19 protein-coding genes are annotated in these 23,004 nt (G+C 62.9%); 17 read left to right on the plus strand and 2 right to left on the minus strand.

Translation table 11 applies throughout. From position 1 onward, the window contains the following. Position 1 precedes the first annotated feature (1 nt). The 4 genes from OCUBac02_RS21185 to OCUBac02_RS21200 are packed head-to-tail and all read left to right on the plus strand — an operon-like array spanning position 2 to position 4,057. The gene (locus OCUBac02_RS21185; protein WP_465247737.1) at positions 2-604 is read left to right on the plus strand and encodes an acyltransferase; all 603 of its coding nucleotides are present in this window, start codon (positions 2-4) and stop codon (positions 602-604) included. Beyond that, positions 604-1,761 (plus strand): DegT/DnrJ/EryC1/StrS family aminotransferase, encoded by a 1,158-nt coding sequence (locus OCUBac02_RS21190; protein ID WP_173048442.1) that lies wholly within the window; start codon positions 604-606, stop codon positions 1,759-1,761. The genes OCUBac02_RS21185 and OCUBac02_RS21190 overlap by 1 nt, the downstream gene beginning before the upstream one ends. Further along, the gene (locus tag OCUBac02_RS21195; protein WP_173048444.1) at positions 1,758-2,894 is read left to right on the plus strand and encodes a glycosyltransferase; all 1,137 of its coding nucleotides are present in this window, start codon (positions 1,758-1,760) and stop codon (positions 2,892-2,894) included. Before OCUBac02_RS21190 ends, OCUBac02_RS21195 begins: the two co-directional genes overlap by 4 nt. Beyond that, positions 2,891-4,057, plus strand: a complete 1,167-nt coding sequence (locus OCUBac02_RS21200) for a glycosyltransferase (protein WP_173048446.1) — start codon at positions 2,891-2,893, stop codon at positions 4,055-4,057. The genes OCUBac02_RS21195 and OCUBac02_RS21200 overlap by 4 nt, the downstream gene beginning before the upstream one ends. A 31-nt stretch (positions 4,058-4,088) precedes the next feature. Here the strand turns inward: OCUBac02_RS21200 and OCUBac02_RS21205 are convergent, their stop codons facing one another. Both OCUBac02_RS21205 and OCUBac02_RS21210 read right to left on the minus strand, forming a co-directional pair. Continuing rightward, complete coding sequence (locus OCUBac02_RS21205) at positions 4,089-5,102, minus strand: glycosyltransferase (RefSeq protein WP_348521637.1); 1,014 nt, start codon at positions 5,100-5,102, stop codon at positions 4,089-4,091. Between the two features lie 532 nt (positions 5,103-5,634). Beyond that, a complete protein-coding gene (locus OCUBac02_RS21210; protein ID WP_173048450.1) occupies positions 5,635-7,518 on the minus strand; it encodes a hypothetical protein in 1,884 nt (627 codons plus the stop codon). An 81-nt stretch (positions 7,519-7,599) separates the two neighbouring features. Here OCUBac02_RS21210 and wecB point away from each other — a divergent pair, with 81 nt between their 5' ends. The 13 genes from wecB (at position 7,600) to OCUBac02_RS21275 (ending at position 22,994) form a co-directional block, all read left to right on the plus strand. After that, on the plus strand, positions 7,600-8,775 hold the full coding sequence (wecB, locus tag OCUBac02_RS21215) for a non-hydrolyzing UDP-N-acetylglucosamine 2-epimerase (protein WP_280528835.1): 1,176 nt from the start codon (positions 7,600-7,602) through the stop codon (positions 8,773-8,775). Between the two features lie 141 nt (positions 8,776-8,916). Next, positions 8,917-9,894, plus strand: a complete 978-nt coding sequence (locus OCUBac02_RS21220; protein WP_173048452.1) for an NAD-dependent epimerase/dehydratase family protein — start codon at positions 8,917-8,919, stop codon at positions 9,892-9,894. Beyond that, complete coding sequence (locus OCUBac02_RS21225; RefSeq protein WP_173048454.1) at positions 9,851-11,881, plus strand: glycosyltransferase; 2,031 nt, start codon at positions 9,851-9,853, stop codon at positions 11,879-11,881. Before OCUBac02_RS21220 ends, OCUBac02_RS21225 begins: the two co-directional genes overlap by 44 nt. 103 nt (positions 11,882-11,984) lie before the next feature. Next, positions 11,985-13,127 carry a DegT/DnrJ/EryC1/StrS family aminotransferase gene (locus OCUBac02_RS21230; RefSeq protein ID WP_173048456.1) on the plus strand — a complete coding sequence of 381 codons (1,143 nt, stop codon included), beginning with the start codon at positions 11,985-11,987 and terminating at the stop codon, positions 13,125-13,127. A 31-nt stretch (positions 13,128-13,158) separates the two neighbouring features. Beyond that, on the plus strand, positions 13,159-15,042 hold the full coding sequence (asnB, locus tag OCUBac02_RS21235) for an asparagine synthase (glutamine-hydrolyzing) (protein ID WP_173048458.1): 1,884 nt from the start codon (positions 13,159-13,161) through the stop codon (positions 15,040-15,042). Beyond that, the gene (locus tag OCUBac02_RS21240) at positions 15,032-15,976 is read left to right on the plus strand and encodes a methionyl-tRNA formyltransferase (protein ID WP_173048460.1); all 945 of its coding nucleotides are present in this window, start codon (positions 15,032-15,034) and stop codon (positions 15,974-15,976) included. Before asnB ends, OCUBac02_RS21240 begins: the two co-directional genes overlap by 11 nt. 29 nt (positions 15,977-16,005) lie before the next feature. Next, positions 16,006-17,181, plus strand: a complete 1,176-nt coding sequence (locus OCUBac02_RS21245) for an ABC transporter ATP-binding protein (RefSeq protein WP_173048462.1) — start codon at positions 16,006-16,008, stop codon at positions 17,179-17,181. Beyond that, positions 17,178-18,419 carry an ABC transporter ATP-binding protein gene (locus OCUBac02_RS21250; protein ID WP_173048464.1) on the plus strand — a complete coding sequence of 414 codons (1,242 nt, stop codon included), beginning with the start codon at positions 17,178-17,180 and terminating at the stop codon, positions 18,417-18,419. Before OCUBac02_RS21245 ends, OCUBac02_RS21250 begins: the two co-directional genes overlap by 4 nt. Beyond that, positions 18,416-19,207 (plus strand): ABC transporter permease, encoded by a 792-nt coding sequence (locus tag OCUBac02_RS21255; protein ID WP_173048466.1) that lies wholly within the window; start codon positions 18,416-18,418, stop codon positions 19,205-19,207. The genes OCUBac02_RS21250 and OCUBac02_RS21255 overlap by 4 nt, the downstream gene beginning before the upstream one ends. Positions 19,208-19,236: 29 nt before the next feature. After that, complete coding sequence (locus OCUBac02_RS21260; protein ID WP_173048468.1) at positions 19,237-19,935, plus strand: polysaccharide deacetylase WbmS family protein; 699 nt, start codon at positions 19,237-19,239, stop codon at positions 19,933-19,935. Between the two features lie 3 nt (positions 19,936-19,938). After that, on the plus strand, positions 19,939-20,874 hold the full coding sequence (locus OCUBac02_RS21265; protein ID WP_173048470.1) for a methionyl-tRNA formyltransferase: 936 nt from the start codon (positions 19,939-19,941) through the stop codon (positions 20,872-20,874). Then, entirely contained in the window at positions 20,871-21,551 is a 681-nt protein-coding gene (locus OCUBac02_RS21270; protein ID WP_173048472.1) for a WbqC family protein, read from the plus strand. Before OCUBac02_RS21265 ends, OCUBac02_RS21270 begins: the two co-directional genes overlap by 4 nt. 33 nt (positions 21,552-21,584) lie before the next feature. Beyond that, complete coding sequence (locus tag OCUBac02_RS21275; protein ID WP_173048474.1) at positions 21,585-22,994, plus strand: formyltransferase family protein; 1,410 nt, start codon at positions 21,585-21,587, stop codon at positions 22,992-22,994. Positions 22,995-23,004 lie beyond the last annotated feature (10 nt).

Below are 23,004 nucleotides of genomic sequence, written 5' to 3' on the forward strand. Positions count from 1 at the left end.
CGTGGCCGGCGCGTCGCAGATGCGGGAAGACCCGCGCTTTCCCGGCGCGCTCGTCCATGAGAGCGCCTATGTCGACGAGGGCGCCACCCTCGGCGCCGGCACCAGGATCTGGCATTTCGTGCATGTCCTCGGCCAGACCACGGTCGGCAAAGATTGCGTGCTCGGCCAGAACGTGATGGCCGGGCCGCGCGTGACGATCGGCGACGGCTGCAAGATCCAGAATAATGTCGCGCTCTATGACGGTGTCGAGCTGGAGGCGGACGTGTTCTGCGGCCCCTCCTGCGTCTTCACCAACGTCAACAACCCGCGCGCCTTCATGAACCGCAAGGCAGAGTTCCGCCGCACGCTGGTAAAGCAGGGCGCGAGCATCGGCGCCAATGCGACGATCGTCTGCGGACATACGCTCGGTGCGTATTGCTTCATTGCCGCCGGCGCGGTGGTGACCCGGGACGTGCCGGACTATGCTCTGATGGCCGGCGTCCCGGCGCGCCGGATCGGCTGGATGAGCAAGGCGGGCGAGCGGCTCGGGCCGGACCTGACCTGTCCGCTGACCGGAACGCGCTACCGGGAAACCAGCTCGGAGCATCTGGAGGAGATTGCCTGATGAGCGAACGCCCCCCGATCGAGTTCATCGACCTCAAGGCCCAGCGCCAGTACATCGGCAAGGCCATGGACGAGGCCATTCTCAAGGTCGTCCATGACGGCAACTACATTCTCGGCCAGCAGGTCCAGCAGTTCGAGACCGAGCTCGCCGCCTTCTGCGGCGCCAAGCACGCGATCGGCGTCGCCAATGGCACGGACGCGCTGATCCTGGTTCTCGAAGCACTCGGCATCGGCCCCGGCGACGCGGTGATCTGCCCGAGCTTCACCTTCGCGGCGACCGCCGAGGTCGTGGCCTGGATGGGCGCCACCCCCGTCTTCGCCGAGATCGACGAAGCGACCTACAATATCGACCCGAAGAGCCTCGGCGCCGCGCTGGAGACGGCGAAGCAGCACAAGCTCACCTGCCGCGCCCTGATCAGCGTCGACCTGTTCGGTCAGGCCTGCGACTACGAGCCGATCGAGGCCTTCTGCAAGCAGAACGGCCTCGTCCTGATCTCGGATTCGGCGCAAGGGTTCGGCGCCCGCTACAAGGGCCGCGTCGCAGGCAGCATCGGCGATTTCGCCACGACGAGCTTCTTCCCGGCCAAGCCGCTCGGCTGCTATGGCGATGGCGGCGCGATCCTGACCGATAATGACGAGCATGCCGCGCTGCTGATGTCGCTGCGCTTCCACGGCAAGGGCTCCTACAAGTACGACAATGTTCGCGTCGGCGTGAATTCGCGGCTCGATACCATCCAGGCGGCCGTGCTGATCGAGAAGCTCAAGGTCTATGCCGAGGAGATCGAGAAGCGGCAGATCGTGGCAGCCCGCTATACCGCGGCGCTCAAGGACGTCGCCGTGACGCCCCATGTCATGGCGGATTGCGTTTCGACCTGGGCCCAGTACACGATCCGCGTGGCTGCCGACCGTCGCGACGCCTTCCAGGCCGCGCTGAAGGCCAAGGGCGTGCCGACCACGGTCTATTACCCCAAGCCGCTGCACCAGCAGACCGCCTACAAGCACTATCCGGTCGCCGGGAACGGCCTGCCGATCTCCGAGCGCGTCGCGCAGGAGGTCGTCGCCCTGCCGATGCACCCCTATCTCGATGAAGAGACGCAGGATTATATCATCGCACAGGTCCTGCAGGCTCTGACGGAGCCGGCGGCCGCGGTCGCATGAGCCGGCCCCTGCGGCTGGCTTATCTCTCTCTAGAGACGCCACGGCTGGGCCAAGCTTCGCAGACCCACATTGACGAGATCATCGCCGGCCTGCGGGATTGCGGCTGGCAGGTCGAGCTGTTTGCGACGAGCAGCGGCGGTGCGAGCACACGCTCCTCGCTCCTGCGCCGTCTCCTCGGTTATGGCCGTACGCAGATCGAACTTGGCAAACGCTTGCCCGAGTTCGACGTCGTTTTCATCCGCTCGCACTTCATGGCGCTGCCGCTGACGCTATGGGCCCGCTGGCGCAGCATTCCGGTGGTTCACGAGATCAATGGCACCCCAGCTGATATCGGCGTGACCTACCGCTGGCTAAAGCCACTCTCCCCGCTCTTCTCCTGGCTTTACCGCACGCAGTATCGGCGCGCCGCTCACCTGCTCGCGGTAACGCCCGGGCTCGTGGACTGGGTCAAGACCTTTGCCGGCCATGACCGCGTCGCTCTGGTTTCAAACGGCGCCAACACCGAGCTGTTCAAGCCGGAAGGCCCGTCCAGCCCGGTCCAGGGCCGATATGTGATCTTCGTCGGCGGTCTCGTCGCGTGGCACGGCATCGACACCATGCTGGCCGCCCTGAAGGAGCAGGACTGGCCGGCTGATCTGCGGCTGGTCATCGTCGGCGATGGCATCGAACGCGGCAAGGTTGAACAGGCGCTCGCCAATCGAAAGCTGCTTTGGCTGGGCCGGCAGCCTTACGATGCCGTTCCGGCCATCGTGCGCGGCGCCCTGACATCGCTTTGCGTCATCGAAAACCAGGACGGTCGTTCCGCTTCGGGCGTGGCACCGCTGAAACTGTTCGAGGCCATGGCCTGCGGCGTTCCCGTCATCGCCAGCGACCTGCCCTTCCAGGCCGAGCTTGTCCGCCAGGCCGAAGCCGGGCTGGTCGTGCCGCCGGCGGCTGCCCCCGCCATCGCAGCAGCCGTTAAGACTCTCGCCGACGCCCCCGAGAGAGCCCGGACGCTCGGCCGCAACGGCGCAGCCTACGTCGCCCGCGAGGCGAGCTGGCATCATCGCGGCCAGGAGATCGATCGCCTTCTGCGCTCGGTCATCTCACAGCCCGGCGTGCCTGCCACCGACCGGACGCCACCGCTGCCATGACACGGATCGCGCTTGTCTGCGTTTCGCCTCTGCAGCACGACTCGCGCGTGCTGCGTCATGCTGCGCTGCTCGCCGGCGCCGGCTACGAGGTGCGCATCTTCGCTCAAGCCCCCTTGCCCGCCACGCCACCCGCCCCCGTCACGGTCATCCCCGGCCCCGGCAGCGACACGCGTGTCCGCCTCGGCATGGTGCTCCGGCAAGCGCCTGCCTCGCTCCTGCCGGCCAGCGCGGACCTCCTCTACTGGCTTTCGCCGAGCAGGCTGACGACGCGGAGGAACCTGATCCGCTTCAAGCCCGATCTCGTCATCGCCAATGACTGGCGCGCGCTCCCCCTCGCCTTTGCGGCCAAGCGCGGCTGCGGGGCCCGCATCATCTACGACAGTCACGAATTCGCCCCGGAGGAATTCGCGGATAGCTGGCGCTGGCGGCTTCTCGCCCGGCAGCATGTCGTCAGGATCGAAGATCGCTATATCCGCGAGGCCGATGCGATCGCTACGGTCAGCGACGGCATCGCCGACGCCCTTGCCCAGCGCTACGGCCTGACGCGTCCGACCGTCGTCTCGAATACGCCGGCGTGGCAGGCGACCGCATTTCGACCCACGAGGCGTCCGATCACCGTGCTCTATCACGGCGCGGTCGTACCTCGCCGCGGCCTGGAAACCCTGATCGAGAGCGTTTCGCGATGGCCGGAAGAATTCCGCCTCGTCATCCGTGGCCCGGCTCAGGGTGGCTTCGACCAGCACCTGCGCAACCTCGCAGGCCCTCTCGGCGAGCGCATCGCCCTCGAGCCGCCGGTTCCGCCCGATCAGCTCATATCCACCGCTGCACAAGCCGATATCGGCATCTTCCTCCTGTCGAACAGCACGACGCATGCGCGCTTCGCCATGCCCAACAAAATCTTCGAATACATGCAGGCGGGGCTGATGGTGATCAGCAGCGACCTGCCGGAGATCCGCAGCATGATCGAGGCAGCAGGCTGCGGCCTGCTGCTCTCGAACGACTCTCCGGAAGGCATCGCGACCTGCCTGGCCGGCCTGGACGCCGCGCGGATCGATGCCTGCAAGCGCGCAGCCCTTGCACGGGCACAGGACCTCAACTTCGAGGCGGAAGGCGGCAAGCTGCTCGCGCTGGTCGTCCGTTTCGCGCCGGCCGGAGCAGCTTAACCCTTTTCACCACCCGCCTTTGCCGACCAGATCATTGTGCAGCGATTTGCCGAGCCTCAGCAGCCGCTGCCACCGCCTGCTCGATCGCCGCGAAGAGGCGATCCGCTTCCGCCTCCCAATTCAGCAGCTTCGCCGCCTCGAGCGCATGCCGCTTGTGAAGGTCGATCAAGGCACGATCGAAACCGTTGACCGCCGCCGCGATCGCTTGCGGCGTGACATTGGGGATCGAACGCCCAAGGTCATGCTGCCGCAGCAACGCCGTCATCTCCGGCAAATCGGAGACGCAGAGCGCAAGGCCTGCCATCGTGTATTCGAAGAACTTGTTCGGCAGCACATGGACGTTCTGCTTCGAATGCCCCGGCAGAGCGAACAGGCCTACATCGAAACGAGCGGCCTCCTTGACCAGATTGATCATCGGGACAGGCGGGGCCAGCGTGACGCGGTCACCCAGGCCTGCTCCCTTGATCCGGGCGGCCAGCGCTTCGAGATACTCGGCCGGGCCGGGCCCACGGATCGTCAGCCGGAATTCCGGGCGCCAGAGCGCGACGCTGTCGATGCAGGCTTCCAGCCCGCGCCCGACATTGACGACGCCATGGTAAAGCACCTGGATCGTCTTGCCGCAGGGCCTGTAAGGATGCGCCTCAAAGCGCGGCATGTTGCGGATCAGCAGCGGCTTCTCCGGCAGCCGGTAGAGCTCGTGCAGACGGTCGGCGATACCCTGCGATACGCAGCTCGTCACGGCAGAGCCCGCAATCCCCTCCCGTTCGATCGCCGCGATGACCGGGCGCTGGGTCAGACGCCAGAGCAGGCGGTGGGCGTACTCGTCGACTGCCAGTTCGTGCGTGTCGTAGGCGTAAGGCACACCCTGCTCGGCCGCCAGGCGCCGTGCGATCGGCATCGCCGTCCAGTCATTGGCCAGCCAGATGTCGGCCCGATGTCGGCTGGCGAGCTCGTAGAGACGCTCGAAGCGGTCGTTGAGCGTCCAATAGGTGGCGTCGGCATGCTTCGGATTGGCATAGACCAATGCAACGTCCTTGGCGCGCACCGCCCTCCTCAGGACAGGGAAGAGCGTGCGGCGTAGAACCCGTCCAGCCAGCGCTCGCGTTGCCGGTCGCCAGGCGCTTGGAAGGAAGCGCAACGCCCGATCGAATGCATCCGGTGCGCGCACCGGCGCGGCAACCTCGACATAACCGCCAACAACCTCTTTCACGATTCCAGCTGGAGCGGCAGACGCTTCTTGGAAGCCGGCGCTCGATCCCTCCCCAGAACCGGAATCGATCGCCAGATACTGCCATGGTGGTTGCTGCGAACGGGCATGCGGCAAGCCGATCGCGACGACATCCCATCCACGCGAATGGAAAAGATCGCCCTGTCGGCGGACACGCGGATCGTCTGGGATCGCGGAGAAACAGATCAATCCAATGCGCGGCTTGCGCGCTGCCAAAAGGGACATAATCGAGGCATCCTCCAAAAACGTCACCTCGCAGCGCCAACGAACCAAAGCCCATCCTGCCTAACATGGACTGTCGGTGCATCGCGGCAAACCTCGGACCGGAGCCCGAGGCGGCAAATATCCATCACGTCAAGCCTGACAGCCTCAGTCGGCGAGCAACCCGACGCGCCAGCGGCGCGATCACAGGTACTGCGGCGAGCAGACGGCGCATCGCCGGAGAATGTGCAGCCCCACGCAGTATGCGACGTCTAGCCGCCCAGAACCGCAATCTGAGCAATAGCAACCTCGCGGAAAACCGCTGTTTCGGCGACAATCCTGGCAGTATCGTCGCGCCCAATGCGGCGATTCTCTTATGAAAGGCGCGTTCTATGTTCAGCCGATCCGCATCATAGACTTCATTCAGCCGTCTGATCCACTCGATGAGATGGAAGTAACCATCTTTTTCGTGCTGCAGCGTCTGTCGCAGCGCTTCCGAGCTTGCCTCTTCCGTGCCGGTCGGCAACGCGGCTTCGAATGCGGCGCGTATCTCCTTGCGCTGCTGCGACGCTGACACCATCTCGGCATCATAGTCGACCAAGAGGCGTGGGGTCTCACAGTCCTCCAGTGTGAAGAACGACGGGATCGTCATCTGGGCAGCTTGGACCAGGCGATCAAGCATGCCCGCATAATTTCCGAGCAAACGATTGATCTCTGGCTCGAAGATCGAGCGAAGATGGCCGAATTCTCCCGTCAGCCTATCGAATTCGCGCCCATAGACTGCCGCCTCTACGGCATCAACCCGCAACCGAAACCCCTTGCTGCCCAACGGAACAGCTGTTGCGGGCTCCTCGATCATGCCGGATCGATATACGGGCACGGTCGGCGGCATCGGCACTTCAGCCTGCCGGTTGCGGCCACAGGACTTCTGCGCCAATCGTTCCTCGATCGCGCCGGCGACGCCTGCGTAAAATGCCCGGTAGGTGAACCGGCCTGATCCGACCAAGTGGTCAAAAGCGCGCTGAGTCATTGCTTCCAGCGACGGCAGATCTTTCAGGCGCTCAAGGACCGCGTCAACGTTTGAAAAATCCTTCTCCAACGAGATGTAGTGCTGATTCGGTACGATGGCGTCCGAATAGCGGCCCTTGAAGAGAACCATTGGCGTGCGCATCATCGCACACTCGAAAACACGCGGAGAAATCTGCCCCATCTCGATTTCGCCGTCGCGATCGACGACGATCGGCAGGAAATCGGCATAGCTCGGCGGGACGCCGCCATTGGCCGCCGTCATTTCCTTGAAACGGACTTCGATGCTGCCGTCGAAATCGAATACGTTGGAGCCCGATTCCGAACCGAGCATGGCGCGGCAATTCCCGATGAAATCGAACCACGCCGTGCCGTAGATGCGGCTGGCCTCATCCATCGCGATATCGGTCGCGATGCTGCGAGCATCGCATAGCTCCTTCATGCGCCGCCCGATCTCAAACTTGTCGAAGCCGAGGCGCCCGTAGCGCCCACCGATATCCCGCCCGCGATAACCAATGAAGATCGATCGCTGCGCCAGAGGCTTGGGCGCGGGCAGTTCGGACATCAACATTTCTGGAACATAGCCCGTAAAGACCGTGATGAAGGTCACATCGGGGAATTCCGACCGGGGGTACACATAGTCGAGACTATCCTGCGGCACGCATGTCAGGACGATATCGAAACCCAGGTCCTTGATCGCCGCCTTGAGCGTGTCGGTGCGGTCATATTCGTCCTGGACCGCCAGGACCTTCACTCCGGAGAAGGCTTTCAGCTTCTCGCGATATCTGTCCGAAACATACCCCTCGAAGCACAAACGAGCGCAATAGCTATGAAAGACGATATCGTAGCCATCGAAAGCAAAATCGATCACCGCGTTATGCGTGACGTGAACGAAGTCAGTCTCGAAGCCGGAAAATTTTTTGAATGCGACCAGGTAGTCGAGCGTCGTCTGAACATGCGTGCTCGACATGGAGTAGGCGACCAGCGCCCGCTTGACGCTCGACAAATGAAGATCCTCTTGTTCGCGGTGCCGTGAGATAGGTGGAAGTGAGATTGGTGGTCAAGCGCTGAAGCCCATCTGCATACCGTGCTGCATCAAGGCACCGTAGACTTGCTGCAGCAACCCCCCGCGCCCGCCATCGCGGAATTGCTTTGTCGGCGGCCATCTTCTATTCGCAAGCCAGCAGTCGGGTGCACTGGTCGGCTGTCCGGCATCGGAACGATCATGGTTCAGATTTTTACCGTCCTGGGCGCTAGGCCCCAGTTCATCAAAGCCGCTCCCGTCAGCCGCGCGATCGCGGAGGCCGGCATGACCGAGGTCATCGCTCATACGGGGCAGCACTTCGATGCGCTGATGTCGGACGTCTTCTTCGATGAGCTCGATATCCCCAAGCCCAGCTACAACCTCGAGGTCAACAGTCTCGGCCATGGCGCGATGACCGGCCGCATGCTAGAGAAACTCGAGGAAGCGATGCTCGCGGAAAAGCCCGACGCGGTTCTGATCTACGGCGACACCAATTCGACGATCGCCGGAGCGCTTGCTGCCGCCAAGCTCAACATTCCGGTCGCACATGTCGAGGCGGGTCTCCGCTCGTTCAACCGCCGCATGCCGGAGGAGGTAAACCGTGTCGTGGCCGACCATGTCAGTTCGCTGCTGTTCTGCCCGACGGAAACCGCCGTCGCCAATCTGGCGGCCGAAGGCATCACGAAGGGCGTTCACGCCGTCGGCGACGTCATGTTCGATACGACGCTCGCCGCAGTAAAACGAGCGGAGGGCCGCTCGACCATCATCGAGACGCACGGGCTGAGGCCTGGCAGCTACGCGGTCGCGACCATCCACCGCGCGGAGAACACCGACGATCCCGAACGCTTCGCGCGGGTTGTCGCCTGGCTCGAAGCTGCGGCCCATGAGGTGCCAGTGGTGATGCCGGTCCACCCACGGACTCGCAAGCTGCTCACCGGCCGCGGCCTCGCCCCTGCCGGAGTGACCCTGATCGATCCGATCGGCTATCTCGACATGGCTCGCCTGTTAAGCCAGGCCGCAGCCGTCTTCACCGATTCCGGCGGGCTTCAGAAGGAAGCCTATTTTCACCGCGCGCCTTGTGTAACGCTACGCGACGAGACCGAATGGGTCGAGACCATCGAGGCAGGCTGGAACCGGCTTTGGACCGGCCCCGACTACACCGCCCGCCGCGATATCCCCGATTATGGCACTGGGCGAGCGGCCCAGGCCATCGCCAAGCTTCTGCATGAGGCAATCTAGAGTGTCTTGCAAAGCGTATCCGTCGGTTGAAGACAGCCGACGAGACCGTCCAGGAGCGCATCCGCCGTCAGGAGAAACGCGGAACAGTTCCGGATCGGACGCCCCCGAAACCTCGATGCAACATCCTCATATGGATAGGCGATGAATCTTAGCGGCAAAAAAGTGGTGGTGATCGGCGGCGCCGGTCTCATCGGTTCCCATACCGTCGATCAGCTCACGCAGACGGATGTCGGCGAAATTCTCGTCTACGACAATTTCGTGCGCGGGCGCGCGATCAACTTGACGGGTGCGCTCCGGGATCCTCGCGTGAAGATATACGATGTCGGCGGCGACATCCTGCAAACGGACGTGTTGCAATCCGCGTTCGACGGCGCCGATGGCGTGTTCCATTTCGCAGCCCTCTGGCTGCTGCAATGTCACGACTTCCCGCGCTCCGCTTTCGACGTGAACGTCCGCGGCACGTTCAACGTGCTCGAAGCCTGTGTGGCGAAGAACATCAAGCGTCTCGTCTATTCCTCCTCGGCTTCCGTCTATGGCGATGCGGTCGCAGAGCCCATGACCGAAGATCATCCCTTCAACAACAAGAACTTCTACGGTGCGACCAAGATTGCCGGAGAGGCCATGGCACGCGCTTTCCATCACCGCTACGGCCTTAACCTGGTCGGCCTACGCTATATGAACGTTTACGGACCGCGGCAGGATTATCGTGGCGCCTATATCGCCGTGATCATGAAAATGCTCGATGCCATCGACCGTGGCGAAGGTCCCACCATTCTCGGCGACGGTTCCGAGGCCTTCGACTTCGTCGCTGTCGAGGATTGCGCGCGCGCCAATCTCTGCGCCATGCGCGCCGAGACCGTCGATCGCTTCTACAATGTCGGCACGGGGATCCGCACCTCGCTGAAGGAGCTCGCCGAGCGGATTTGCCATCTCACCGGCAGCAATCAACCGATCAACTACGCACCACGCAGCCAGGCGACCCTTGTACGCAACCGGATCGGCAGTCCCAAGCGTGCGTCCGAAGAAATCGCCTTCACAGCCGATATCAATCTGGATGAAGGTCTGCGGCGCCTGATTGCCTGGCGGAACGCCGACAAAGACACCGCCGGAAGAGGATGAGCGTGCGCGAACGAGAGCCTTATCCGGCCCGGATAAAGAGTGCCCGATGATCCGGACTCCTCTCGATTTTCTCCGGCGCAGCAAAGCCTGGAAAGACTATGTCGAGCAGGCCCTGCTCCTCTTATCCTCGAGGCATGGCAAGCTCCGGCGCGCGCTCGCCAAGTCGATCCTGAGGCATCGCGCGCTTCGCAGGGACAACGAACGGCTGCGCACCGAATTGGCTTGGCTGGAGCAGGAGATGCTCCCGCTGCGCCGGCGGTTCGCCGCAACGAAGAGGCTGCAAGCGCGACACTTCCATCAGGAAGCCATTCTTCCGATCATGAAGGAGATCGGCCAGATCGCGGCGCTCGGCGAGACCTATGAGATATTGGCCGCACGGCGCGAGGCGCAACTCGTAATCCTGTTTGCCTCGCCGAACGACGAGCAGCGGGACGAGCTGGCAGGCGAGCAACCCGACGGACTGCTGCAACCCATCCTCGACGCCTCGATCAGCGAGGTCGCGCTGATCGTTCCCGAGCCCGACGGCGGCCATGGCACGCATCGCAGCGATGCATTGCTCGGTGCGATCCGCCGGATGCCTCTGGAAGCTGTCGCCTGGCTGAGCGAGCGCTATCCGCAGCAGCAGCGCGCCGCTCCGAACAACATCGATTATTTCGCGACGCTGTCGTCCCTTGTTGCGGATATCGACCGTCTCGATTTTCGTGCCATTCAAGCCGCGAAGACCGCCTCGATCGCACTTCCGGCGCCGCTGCCATTCGACGAGCCCCAGATGCTGCCCAAGCTGCGCTTCGCCGAGCCACGGCGCCGCTCAGCCCTTTTACTTCACAACAATTACTACCACTTCAATTGCCTCAGCGCGGGTTTGCGCGAGCGCGGCTGGGATGCCGTCACGGTCTCGCTCGAGTCTCCGGACAGCGCTCAGCAGCAGTTTTTTCACGGACAAGATGTCAGCTTGTTCGACAGCGACCCTGCTGCGATGGTGCGCAAGACGAGGGACTTCTTCCGGACGGTCCCGGAACGATTCGGCGCCCTGCATTTTTGCGGACAGGGCTATCCGACGTTTTTCTCGGAGCTGGTCGAAAACAACGAGAATCCGCGGATCGTCCCCTGGGATCTGGTCGAGCTCAGACGCCACGGCATCACCATCGGATATATGCCCAGCGGCTGCCTGGATGGTGGACTTCAATCGTCGATCCGGGAACAGACCGACGGGCTTTGTCGTCGCTGTGTCTGGGAGCTCAGGCCCGACGTCTGCAATGACGCCCGGAGTCTCGCCTGGAACAGGAAACTCGCGCTCCTCTGCGACTGGGTCGGGCTGGAGTGCGATCACGCCACGCCCGAGCGCGTCGGCCACAAGACTGTCTACGGCCCTGTCGTGACGACGCTCGATCCGAACCTCTGGCGCCCCGATCTCGACATTCCCGACGACATGCGCGTGGAGCGTGGACCAGGCGAGATCCTGATCTATCACGCAGTCGGAAACTATGCCTCGCGCAGGAGCGGCGAACGCGACATCAAGGGCACGGGAGCCATCAAAGCCGCCGTCGAAGCCCTCCGCGCGGAAGGCCTCCCGGTGCGACTGATCTTTGCCCATGATCTTCCCAGTACACGCGTCCGGTTCCTCCAGGTGCAGGCCGACATCGTCGTCGACCAGCTGAATTATGGTCGGTACGGAGCCAACGCGCGAGAAGCCCTGATGTTGGGAAAGGCGACGATCTGCCGGCTTCGGCCCGATCAGGCCGCCCCGCTGCCGCCGCTCAGGCCGATCGTGGACGTTCCCATGGTCGATGCGGACGAGTTATCGATCACCGACAAGCTGCGCGCGCTCGTCCTCGGTCCCGACCGGCGCGCCTCGCTCGGTGCGCAAGCACGCGCCTTCGCACTCGCATGGCACGGGCAAGACGCCTGCGCCGAACGCTACGAGCGCGTCATCGACAGGATCCGAGCCGGTCTGCCACTCGATTCTCCCGACCTCTATCCCGCATGAATGCCAACTGCGCTTCCGGGACGCTTGCGCCTCGGCAATCCTACGCCTAATCGAGGCCACCTAGTCGCTGCTCGGCAGCCGAACCGCCCCGCTGGAGATCGCGATGTCCGTTCCATTTCTTCCGATCGCCAAGCCTGTCATGGGCGAGGAGGAGGTCGCTGCGGTCCGCTCCGTTCTGGAATCGGGCTGGTTGACCCAGGGCCCCTGGGTCAAGCGCTTCGAGGAGAATTTCGCAGCCCGCCATGGCGTCAAGCATGCCTTCGCGGTGACGTCTTGCACCACGGCACTGCATCTCGCCCTCGTCGCGCTCGGCATCGGCCCGGGCGATGAAGTTATCGTTCCCGCCTTCACCTGGGTCGCGACGGCCAATGTCGTTGTCCATTGCGGCGCGACCCCCGTTTTCGTGGATATCGAGGCGGCGAGCTATAATCTCGATCCCAGCGCCGTAGCGCGCGCGCTCACCCCCAAGACCAAGGCCGTCATCGCCGTTCACCTCTTCGGCCTCACCGCCGACATGGATCGGCTGCGTGCTGTCGTCCCCGATCATATTCCGATCGTCGAGGACGCCGCCTGTGCGGCTGGAGCCGACTACCGGGGCAAGGCGGCCGGCGCGCTCGGCGCTCTCGGCTGCTTCTCGCTGCACCCGCGCAAGTCGATCACCTGCGGCGAGGGTGGCGTCGTCACCACGAACGACGATCGGCTCGCGGCTCTCGTCGATACTTACCGCAATCATGGCGCAAGCATCTCCGAGGAAGTTCGCCATCGCGGACCGAAGCCTTACGAGCTGCCTGAATTCAAGGTCTTCGGCTTCAACTATCGCCTGACCGACGTCCAGGCGGCGATCGCCACGATCCAGCTGGAGAAGCTCGATCGCTTCATCGCCGAACGGAGCGAACTCGCCAAGCTCTACGACGCCAGGCTGCAGCAATTCGACTGGATCAGCGCACCGCTTCGGCCGGAAGGCCAGGTCCACGCGCTGCAGGCCTATGTCGCGCTGGTCGACGAAAAGCGTGCTCCGGCCAGCCGCAACGAGATCCTCGCGCATCTGCAGGCATCGGGCATAGGCGGGCGTCCCGGCACCCATTCCGTCGTCGGGCTGGAGGCCTATCGCAAGACCTTCGGCACCGACCCGGCCGACTTCCCGGTCGCGACCGCCACCGAAGCGCGGAGCATCGCCCTGCCCTTGCACAACCATATGCAAGCCTCTGATGTCGAGCGGGTCATAGCCGCGTTGGCCGCGCTTTGACGCGAGCCATCATCCCGTGAGCTGATCCAGCATGTGCGGTATCGCCGGCTTTCTCAACCGCAACGACGCGCCTGCCGACCCCGCCATCGTCGTCGCGATGCGCGATGCTCTGGCGCATCGCGGTCCCGACGGCGCGGGCCTCCACGTCGACGGACCGCTCGGGTTCGGCCATCGCCGGCTGTCGATCATCGATCTGCGTGCTATCGCCAACCAGCCGATGCATTCGCCCGACAGGCGCTGGACGATCATCTTCAACGGCGAGATCTATAATTTCCGCGAGCTGCGCGCCGAACTGGAGCGCGAAGGCTGGAGCTTCCGAACACTCTCGGACACGGAAGTCCTGATCGCCGGCTGCGTCATCTGGGGCGTCCGCAAGCTCGCCCGGAAAATTGACGGGATGGCTGCCTTTGCCCTCTGGGATGCGCGCGAGAAGCGCCTTCATCTCGTGCGCGACCGCTTCGGCGTGAAGCCACTCTATCTCTGGCGCACCCCTGAACGCATCGCCTTCGCCTCAGAGATCAAGGCCTTCATGGCGCACCCCGATTTCCGGGTGCGGGTCAATGACAGTGCCCTGCGGGAATATTTCACCTTCCAGAATCTATTTCGGGCCCACACGCTGTTCCAAGGCGTGGAGCAGCTCCCGGCTGCAACGATCCTGACCATCGATCGCGACGGCGAGCGGCGCGAGACCTATTGGGACTACGACTTTTCTCACAGCGAGCCGATCGGCACCGAGGAGGCGGTCGAGACCCTTGAAACCTTGATGAAGCAGGCGGTCGAACGTCAGCTCGTCGCCGACGTGCCGGTCGGGGCCTATCTGTCGGGAGGCATGGATTCCGGCACGCTGGTCGCCCTCGCGAGCCAGCATGTGCCGCGCATGCAAACCTTCACAGCCGGCTTCGAAATGAGCCGCGTCCAGGGGACGGAGGCCGGCTTCGACGAACGCCGTGATGCCGAGTTGATGGCCTATTGCTACAAGACGGAGCACTACGAGCAAGTCATCAATGCCGGCGATATCCGCTGGTCGCTGCCGCGCGTCGTCTGGCATCTTGAGGATCTGCGCCTCGGGATGAGCTATCCGAACTACTACATCGCCAGGCTGGCATCAAAATTCGTCAAAGTCTGCCTCTCGGGCGCCGGCGGCGACGAGCTCTTCGGGGGGTATCCCTGGCGCTATTATCGCGTCTTCCGCTCGCTCGACCAGGACGACTATCTGTCGAATTACTACGGCTTCTGGCAGCGCCTGACGACCGCCGAGGAGCGCAAGCGCCTGTTCGGCGCCTCGGCGGATGACGAGGCCGAGATGTTCGACGTCTTCCGCTCGGTCTATGCTGATGCGCCGCGTCTCTCCTTCGAGACGCCGGAGGATCACATCTCCGCATCGCTCTATTTCGAGTGTCGGACATTCCTTTCCGGCCTTCTCCTGGTCGGCGACAAGCTCTCAATGGCGAACGGCCTCGAGGAGCGCTTCCCCTTCCTCGACAACGCGCTCGTCGATTTCGCGATGCGGCTGCCGGCCCGGCATAAGCTGTCCGATCTGGAGCATATGCTCACGGTCGACGAGGACGCCGTCCGCAAGAAGCTGCTGGCCGAGGATTCGTTCGCTGGCGGCAAGAGCTGCCTGCGCCAGGCGATGACGCATGTTCTGCCGCCGGAGATCATGGAGCGCCGCAAGCAGGGCTTCTCCTCGCCGGAAGCCTCCTGGTACCGCGGCGATAATGCGGACTATGTCCGGGACATGCTGCTCGGCACGGATCTGGCGTCGAGCGCTTATCTCGACGCCGATTTCATCCACACTGCGGTGGAAGAACATCTGTCCGGGCGGAAGAACAATCGGCTGCTGCTCTGGTCGCTCCTGTCTTTCGAGCAATGGTGCCGTTGCTTCATCAATGGCGAGAAGCCCTATGCCAGCTAGTGTCCTGCTCCTCGGCAGCAGCGATGTCACGCTGACGGTGGCGCAGGCCGTCGACGCGGTCGGCGCGCGGTTGAGCGGCATCGTCACCGTCGGTGACAGTTTCTCGATCTCGTATAGCGAGAAGCGCGTCGCCAATGTTCGCAGTGCTGATCCTGCCGCATGGGCGCAGGACAAGGGAGTGCCGATCATTCCCTTCACGACGTATGAGAATGTGCTGGAACGCCATCAGGGCAAGCTTCCAGCGATCTGTCTGGTTGCCGGCTGGTATCACATGGTGCCACGTCGTTTCCGCGAAGCCTTCCCACGTGGTTGCTTCGGTTTCCATGCTTCGTTGCTTCCGAAGTTTCGGGGCGGCGCGCCTCTCAACTGGGCCATTCTGTCCGGTGCGAAAGAAACCGGCGTGACCTTATTCGAGATGGCCGATGGCGTCGATACCGGCTTGATATTCGGTCAGGAGTCGTTCCCGATCGCGCCCAATGCCATGATCGGTGATCTCGTGGTCGCATCACGCGATGCATGCGCGACGCTGACGAAGCGTCATCTCGCGGCACTGCTCGATGGCCACGCAAAGGGGAACCCTCAGGAAGGTGAGGCCAGCTACGGCTTACAGCGCATGCCTGATGATGGGCGAATTGATTGGGCGCAATCGCGTCTGGAGGTCGACAGGCTGGTCCGGGCCGTCAGCCGTCCCTATCCGGGAGCCTTCACGACACTGGGCGAGGACCGGATCCAGATCTGGGCGACCCGAATCCCGGATGAAGCACCGCTCGTTCTCGGTGCGCCCGGTCAGATCGTCATGCTCCCGGATTTCGATCTACCGGGCGTCGTCACCCGTGATGGCCTGCTGTTGATCGAAGACGCGACCTTCCCGGACGGCTCCAGCTGCCTCGACAAGCTGCGGAAGGCGGGGCACAAACGCTTCGCCCCTCGTTAGACTAGAAGCCCCCTCAGGCCGACTTCAAGATGTCCTCAGCCATCGCCATCACGTGCCAAGGAATCTCGAAGCGCTTCGCGCTCGTCGACGGCGGCAGCGCGTGGCGACTTGCTTTCGGAGCGAGCAAGGACGTCCCGGTCTACCAGGCGCTCCATGACATCAGCTTCACCGTGCGGAAGGGGCAGTTCGTCGGCGTGCTCGGCCGCAACGGCGCCGGAAAATCGACCTTGCTGCGGGTGGTCGGCGGTGTCTATGCCGCTGACGAGGGCCGCGTCGCCGTGAACGGCGCCATGTCGGCGATCTACGAGCTCGGCCTCGTCGGCAACCCGGAGCTGACCGGGCGAGCCTATGCCGACCGCCTGCTGACCGTCCATGGCTTCTCGCGGCGCGAGCGGGCCGAGATGATTGCCGACATCCACGATTTTTCCGAATTGGGCGACCGTTTCGAAGACCCGGTCCTGACCTATTCTGCGGGCATGACGGCGCGCCTGTTCTTCGCGACCGCGACCGCCGGCAGCTACGATGTCTATTTGCTCGACGAGATCCTATCGGTCGGCGACCAGCATTTTCAGGCGAAATGCTGGCGGCGCCTGCGTGATCGCATTTCCAGCGGTGCCTCCGGCGTGCTCGTCACGCATGATTGGAGCGCCATCGTCCGGATGTGCGAGACGGCCTATGTCCTCGACAAGGGCAAAGTGACCTTTGGTGGCCCGGCAGAACGAGCCGCACGGCTCTATCTCTACGGCGAGGATGCGCGCGAGACGCACCATGCCGGCGTCGCAAAATTCCTGTCGCGGCCGCAGACGCCCATCGTCGCGACAGCGGGCGAGGATCTCGACATCACGGTCGATGTGCTGGTCGAAACCGCAGCCGAGGTCGGCTGCACGTTCGTGATCGAGCGCTTGCAGCCGGGCTTCGGGTGGGAGACGGCGCTGATGTCGCGGGGCGTGACTCCCATCGGATCACACCCCGGCGAATACCAGCTCGCCATCAAGGTTCCCAAACTGCCGCTCGAGCCCGGCGACTACCAGGTCAGCCTCCACCTCGTGATGCCGGATCACGAGGTGCCGGGACGGCGCATCATTCTCGATGGCTGGTCCTGGCTGAACGGCGACGGGCTTTCGCTCGACATCGTCGGAGACGCTATTCCAGGGGCGGCCTTGCCTTTGCACTGGCGTGTCGGAGCTACTGAAGCGATCGCATGACGGCTGCTCCAAAACGAATGGACGCGCATGTCAGCGTTCGCAACGTCTCCAAGACTTTCTCGCTGGCCGAGCTCGGCCGCGGACCGATGTCGCTCCGTGAAGCGCTCCGCACTGGCGAGCGCGTCACGACCTTGCGCGAGGTGCGTGCGCTGCAGGAGGTGTCGCTCGAAATCCGTGAAGGCGAACGCATCGGCATCATCGGTCGCAATGGAGCCGGCAAGACCACGCTGCTTTCGATGCTGGCGGGGATTACCGACCCAACGGCCGGCCAGATCGAGATCACAGGCGACGTCCATGCGATGCTGACGATCGGCGCGGTGCTCCGCGACGAGGCGACCGGCCGGGAAAACATCTATCTCGACGGCGCCGTGCACGGCAAAAACCGTGACGAGATCGAAGCCCATGTCGAGGAGGTGATCGCCTTCTCCGAGCTCGGCGAATTCATCGACCGGCCGGTGCGGACCTACTCCTCCGGCATGAAGGCGCGCCTCGCCTTCTCCATGGGCGCCTTCATCGAGCCCGACGTGCTCATCATCGACGAGACGCTTTCGGTCGGCGATGCCTTCTTTGCGGCCAAGGCCGCCAGGCGCATGAAGGAGATCACGGCTCAAGGCCGAATCGTCATCGTCGTCAGCCATGCGCTCGGCGTCATCGACGAGATCTGCAGCCGATGCCTTTGGCTCGATCAGGGCAGGCTGGTTATGGACGGCCCGGCCAGGGAAGTGACCAAGGCCTATGAGAAAGCCGTCGCTCAGGCCGACGAAGCGGAGCTGGTAGCCAAATTCGGACGTGGGACCGCCTCGGTGCGCCGGGCAGAGGCGGGCGGCCTGACCGATGTCCGTCTCGATCAGGACGGCATGGCGATCACCGCCAGCGCGCGCGCCCTGGTGCCGCTGCGCCTATCGGCAAGCGGCCGGCTGACGCTGGCCGAAGGCGCGGGCGACCTCTGCCTGTCCATCCTCCGGGTCGACGGACGGAGGATCCTCGAAAGGCGCCTCTCGCCAGATGCCGCTCGCCTGCCTGCGACCGGTCCGTTCGACCTCTCGGTCACCTTCGAGCCAATGATCCTCGGCGCCGGTCTCTATCGTTTCGAGCTGACGCTGCTTGACGAGCGCGGGCCGATCGACGCAATCCATCGCGTGATCGAGATCGTCGACGAGGAAGGCCAGTTCGGCGGTGCTCCGCTCCTGCTATATCCACCAGTCATCACGGCGACGCCGAAGGGAGATATTTCATGACGCTCGCGGGGTTTGACCGGCGAGACTATGGGATGCTCCTCAGCCTGTTCCGGATGGCGCTGAGCGACCGTTTCCTTGGCTCCGCCCTCGGCCTGGTCTGGGCCGTGCTCTCGCCGCTGATGCTGATGGGCATCTTCGTCTTCGTCTTCACCTTCGTGTTCCCGAGCCGGTTGCCGGGGCGCGAGGGAGCGCTGCCCTTCGTCATCTGGCTGATCAGTGGCTATGGGCCTTGGCTCGGCATCAACGAAGGCCTCAGCTCGGCCACCAGCTCGGTCACCAGCAATGCCGGCATCGTCAAGAACATCGCCTTCAAATCGGAGCTCCTGCCGGTGGTCGGCGCCATGCTCGGCCTCGTACCGCTCGGCGTTGGTCTGAGCCTGGTCGTAATCCTCAAATTCGTCTCGGGCGAAGGGCTGAGCTGGACAGCGATCGCCCTGCCGGTCGTGATCGCGCTGCAGTTGCTCTTTGTCTCGGGGGTCGGCCTGTTCCTCTCGGCGCTCAACGTGTTCGTGCGGGATACGGCGCTGGCCCTGCCGAGCGTGCTCACCATCGTGCTGTTCGCATCGCCGATCTTCTATCCGCTATCGGCTTACCCGGCCGCGATCCGGGCGGTTCTGATCTTCAACCCATTCTATGTGCTCGCCGAGTGCTACCGTGCGCCCCTGCTCGCCGGCAGCTTCCCGCCCATCTGGATGCTGGCCTATCTTGCGGTGTTTTCGGGTGCGTTGATCGCTGGCGGGCTCTGGTGGTTCCGACGCCTGAAATCCTTCTTCGACACGCGACTCTGAGGCTCCCTTTGTTGGCGAGAACGCTCTGTTTGACGATCGATATCGACTGGGCCCATGACTCGGTCATAGCGGACACTTTAGCGCTGGTTGCCGAGGCGGGTGTCGCAGCGACCTGGTTCGTAACTCATGCGACACCCATTCTTGCCGATATCCGAGCAACACCTCGCCAAGAGCTCGGTCTCCATCCAAACTTCAATCCGCTGCTCGATGGAGCACCAGGATCGGCGAGAGACAAGCTGCTCCAACTGCGCGACATTGTTCCGGAAGCTGTCAGCGTTCGTAGCCACTCGCTCGTACGATCCAGCCGCTTATCAGTGCTGTTCCGCGAACTGGGTATGACGCATGAATCCAACTACTTCCTGCCGCCGTCGGCGGGTGACGACATCCCCCCCTGGATCGACTTCACCGGCATTGTGCAGGTCCCCATCCGCTGGGAGGACGACGTACATCTCCTCGACCCGACGATCGGTGAGCCTGTAGCTCACCTTGGCAAGATCACACCGCTGACGGTCGACTTTCACCCGATCCATCTGTTCCTCAATACGACCTCCATCGCTGAGTACGAACACTCCCGACCGATCGCGCAAGACCCCGTTGTTCTGCGTGAGCGGCGTCGAGCTCCAGGCAGCGGTGGATCGCGCGATCACTTCCTGAATCTCCTCGAAGCCGCACAACAAGGCGCGGCAAGCGCCTGCATGCGCCAACTGCGCCCGAACCAAGAGAATTGATCGATGCGCGTCGCCGTGCTCGGCCGGACACATTGGTTACTCGACAGTGCCGAACAGCTTGCCGGGCTAGGGCATGCGATTGCGCTTGTGGCAACAGCACCAGCTGCTCCCGAATACCGCGTGCGCGAAGAAGACTTTACCGCTCTAGCGAGTCGTCACAACGCTCCGTTTCACAACGGTCCCGATGTCAATGACGCCAAATTCATCGACGCCCTCGCAGCATCGGGAGCCCAAGTTGCGATTTCGGTGAACTGGCCTACCCTGATCCGCAAGTCAGCCTGCACCACGCCACGCTTTGGAATTCTCAACGCCCATGCTGGTGATCTACCGCGCTATCGTGGCAACGCATGCCCCAATTGGGCTATCCTGAATGATGAACGCCATATCGGCCTCTGCGTGCACGCCATGGATCCCGATGCACTCGATGCTGGGCCGATCTATGCGCGGGAACGGTTCGAACTCGCGCCCGACACGTATATTGGCGACGTCTACGCGTGGATGGATGCCGCGGTTCCTGGCCTCTTTGCTCGCGCCATCGAGAATCTGACACGCTCCGGTTTCGCACCCGAGGAACAGTCTGCCGACGGTATGCGACCGCTGCGCTCCTATCCGCGTCGGCCGGAAGACGGGTTAATCGACTGGCATAGTGACGCAGCGAGTATCCTACGCCTTGTCCGGGCTTCTTCTCACCCTTTCGCAGGAGCTTTTACCTACCTTGAAGGTCAGGAACGGGCTGTAATTTGGCGCGCACGTCTCGCGGAAATGGATCATGAGATAGCTGCCGTTCCAGGCCAGATTCTCGGCCGTAGCGCTAATGGTCGACCGCTTGTCGCCTGTCAAAGCGGTGTTATCGAGATCGAGGAAAGCGAAACCGCCTCCGGTCGCCCGCTACCAAGAGCCAACCGTTATCGGCTAACAGCGCGAAGGCGTACAGAATGACCGTCCTCGTCGCCATCCATCAGCCAAATTTCTTTCCCTGGCTTGGCTACTTCGACAAGATCCGGCGAGCCGACACCTTCATCTTCCTCGATGCCGTCGATTACCCCCGATCGGGATCAGGCGGCATGGGTTCTTGGACGAATCGGGTGCGACTGAACATTCAGGGCCAAGCCCGCTGGATCACCTGCCCGCTTAAGCGGGTTGATCTCGGCACGCCAATCGGCAAGGTCCTAATCGATGACGGCCAACCTTGGCGCCCGAAGCTGCTGCGCACGCTTGAAGCGAACTATCGCAAAGCACCCCGTTATGCCGCTGCGATGGCACTCATCGAGCCCCTGCTTGGGACACCAGAGAACAATCTTGCAGCGTTCAATATCTCGGCAATCGAGACCATAGCCGTCGCACTCAAGCTCAAAACACGCTTCGTTCTTCAGTCGAGCCTCGAGAGCGCAGGCAAAGCCACCGAACTTCTGGCCTCTCTGGTCAATGCGGCCGGAGGAGATGCTTATCTCGCTGGCGGCGGCGCCAGCGGATATCAAGAAGACGAGGTTTTCTCCGCCCATGGGCTGGAACTTGTCTATCAGGGCTTCGTGCCACGCCCCTATGGCGATGCTGACCGTTTCATCCCAGGCTTATCGGTGATCGACTACCTTATGTTCGACGGAAGGCCGCTATGACAGGCACTCTCTGCAACGTATTTATCGCCAACAATGAATAAGCGTCTCATTTTACTGACCCCGATGGCACCCGCCGAAGTTGATCAGCTTGGCGGGAGCTTCGGTAGCGATGTTGACATCGCCATCATCAACGACCTTGAACAACTGTACGCCATGCCTGTTGATCGAGATACGACGCTGCTAAGCTTCGGCTCCGGCGTAATCGTTCCTGGCGACGTCTTGGCCAGATTTTCCAAACCGGCATATAACGTGCACGCTGCCTCGCCAGCCTTCCCAGGCCGCGACCCGCATCATCACGCCATCTATCGGGGTGTTACCGAATACGGAGCAACCCTGCACGTGATGACAGAACGCGTGGACGACGGCCCGATCATCGGGGTCGAGATCTTCCCCGTTGCGCCGGGGACATCTCCGACGCAGCTTCTAGCTCAGGCGAACGAAGCCGGCTTCCGGCTCCTTCAACGTTTCGGGGCGAGGCTCCTTGAGCCTGTTTCTCCCCCACCGCTCGCCGATACCACTTGGGGCAGCCTGAAAACCAAAAGGAGCGATCTTCACCAATTTTGCAGGCTATCTCCTCTCATCGGGCAAGATGAACTCCTTCGTCGCTTCGAAGCCTTCGATGGTGCATCTCACGACAATCTGACTGTCGAGCTTCACGGTCAATTGTTCCGAATCGACAAGTCGCATCGTCAGCTTGGCTCCAATGAAGAATTCAACGAATTCACCGAAGCCGGATTTCGAAAGCTGCTGCAGGACGTGAAGGCGCGCGGCTATCGCTTCGCGCGCTATGGCGAGACTGGTCAGGACAGGCATGCCATCTGGCGGCATGATGTGGACTTTTCGATGCATCGCGCCGCCCGCCTCGCCCAGATCGAGGCTGAGGAAGGAGCGGTCTCTACCTATTTCGTCAATCCGCGCTGCACTTTCTACAATTTGTTCGAGCCGGAGATCATGCGTCTCCTAAACACGATCCGCTCCTACGGACACGAAATCGGGCTGCATTTCGACGCTGGCGCCTACGACGTCACGGAATGGACGGCTGCAGCCCTAGACAAAGCGCTGGCGCGCGAACGCGCACTCCTCGAGTTGGCCTTAGATGCCCCTGTCAGGTGCGTTAGTTGGCACAATCCCGATATGTCGAACCTGCTTGCGTTCGACGCTGAAGAGATCGGGGGCCTCATTAACGCCTATGGCGCATCGCTCAAACGCGACTACACCTATTGCTCCGATTCCAATGGATATTGGCGTTTCCAGCCGATGGCTGAAGTGATCGCCGCCGGCCATCCCCGACTCCATCTCCTGACCCACCCAGCGTGGTGGGCTCCGGAGCCCATGCCCCCTTCTGAGCGCATCGATCGCGCCATCATGGGACGGGCGCGGGCTGTGCGTCGCGATTACGACGCCCTGCTCGCTCGCGGCGGGCGCCGTAACATTACGAAATAACGCCGGCCCT

Origin of the sequence: Bosea sp. ANAM02, from assembly GCF_011764485.1 — a bacterium.
Taxonomy (GTDB): domain Bacteria; phylum Pseudomonadota; class Alphaproteobacteria; order Rhizobiales; family Beijerinckiaceae; genus Allobosea.

What these genes read in the sequence shown, in the direction of transcription:
- OCUBac02_RS21190 (WP_173048442.1), top strand. Translation starts at nt 604, where the DNA reads ATGAGCGAACGCCCCCCGATCGAGTTCATCGACCTCAAGGCCCAGCGC.
- OCUBac02_RS21195 (WP_173048444.1), top strand. Translation starts at nt 1,758, where the DNA reads ATGAGCCGGCCCCTGCGGCTGGCTTATCTCTCTCTAGAGACGCCACGG.
- OCUBac02_RS21200 (WP_173048446.1), top strand. Translation starts at nt 2,891, where the DNA reads ATGACACGGATCGCGCTTGTCTGCGTTTCGCCTCTGCAGCACGACTCG.
- OCUBac02_RS21220 (WP_173048452.1), top strand. Translation starts at nt 8,917, where the DNA reads ATGAATCTTAGCGGCAAAAAAGTGGTGGTGATCGGCGGCGCCGGTCTC.
- OCUBac02_RS21230 (WP_173048456.1), top strand. Translation starts at nt 11,985, where the DNA reads ATGTCCGTTCCATTTCTTCCGATCGCCAAGCCTGTCATGGGCGAGGAG.
- asnB (WP_173048458.1), top strand. Translation starts at nt 13,159, where the DNA reads ATGTGCGGTATCGCCGGCTTTCTCAACCGCAACGACGCGCCTGCCGAC.
- OCUBac02_RS21240 (WP_173048460.1), top strand. Translation starts at nt 15,032, where the DNA reads ATGCCAGCTAGTGTCCTGCTCCTCGGCAGCAGCGATGTCACGCTGACG.
- OCUBac02_RS21245 (WP_173048462.1), top strand. Translation starts at nt 16,006, where the DNA reads ATGTCCTCAGCCATCGCCATCACGTGCCAAGGAATCTCGAAGCGCTTC.
- OCUBac02_RS21250 (WP_173048464.1), top strand. Translation starts at nt 17,178, where the DNA reads ATGACGGCTGCTCCAAAACGAATGGACGCGCATGTCAGCGTTCGCAAC.
- OCUBac02_RS21255 (WP_173048466.1), top strand. Translation starts at nt 18,416, where the DNA reads ATGACGCTCGCGGGGTTTGACCGGCGAGACTATGGGATGCTCCTCAGC.
- OCUBac02_RS21265 (WP_173048470.1), top strand. Translation starts at nt 19,939, where the DNA reads ATGCGCGTCGCCGTGCTCGGCCGGACACATTGGTTACTCGACAGTGCC.
- OCUBac02_RS21270 (WP_173048472.1), top strand. Translation starts at nt 20,871, where the DNA reads ATGACCGTCCTCGTCGCCATCCATCAGCCAAATTTCTTTCCCTGGCTT.
- OCUBac02_RS21275 (WP_173048474.1), top strand. Translation starts at nt 21,585, where the DNA reads ATGAATAAGCGTCTCATTTTACTGACCCCGATGGCACCCGCCGAAGTT.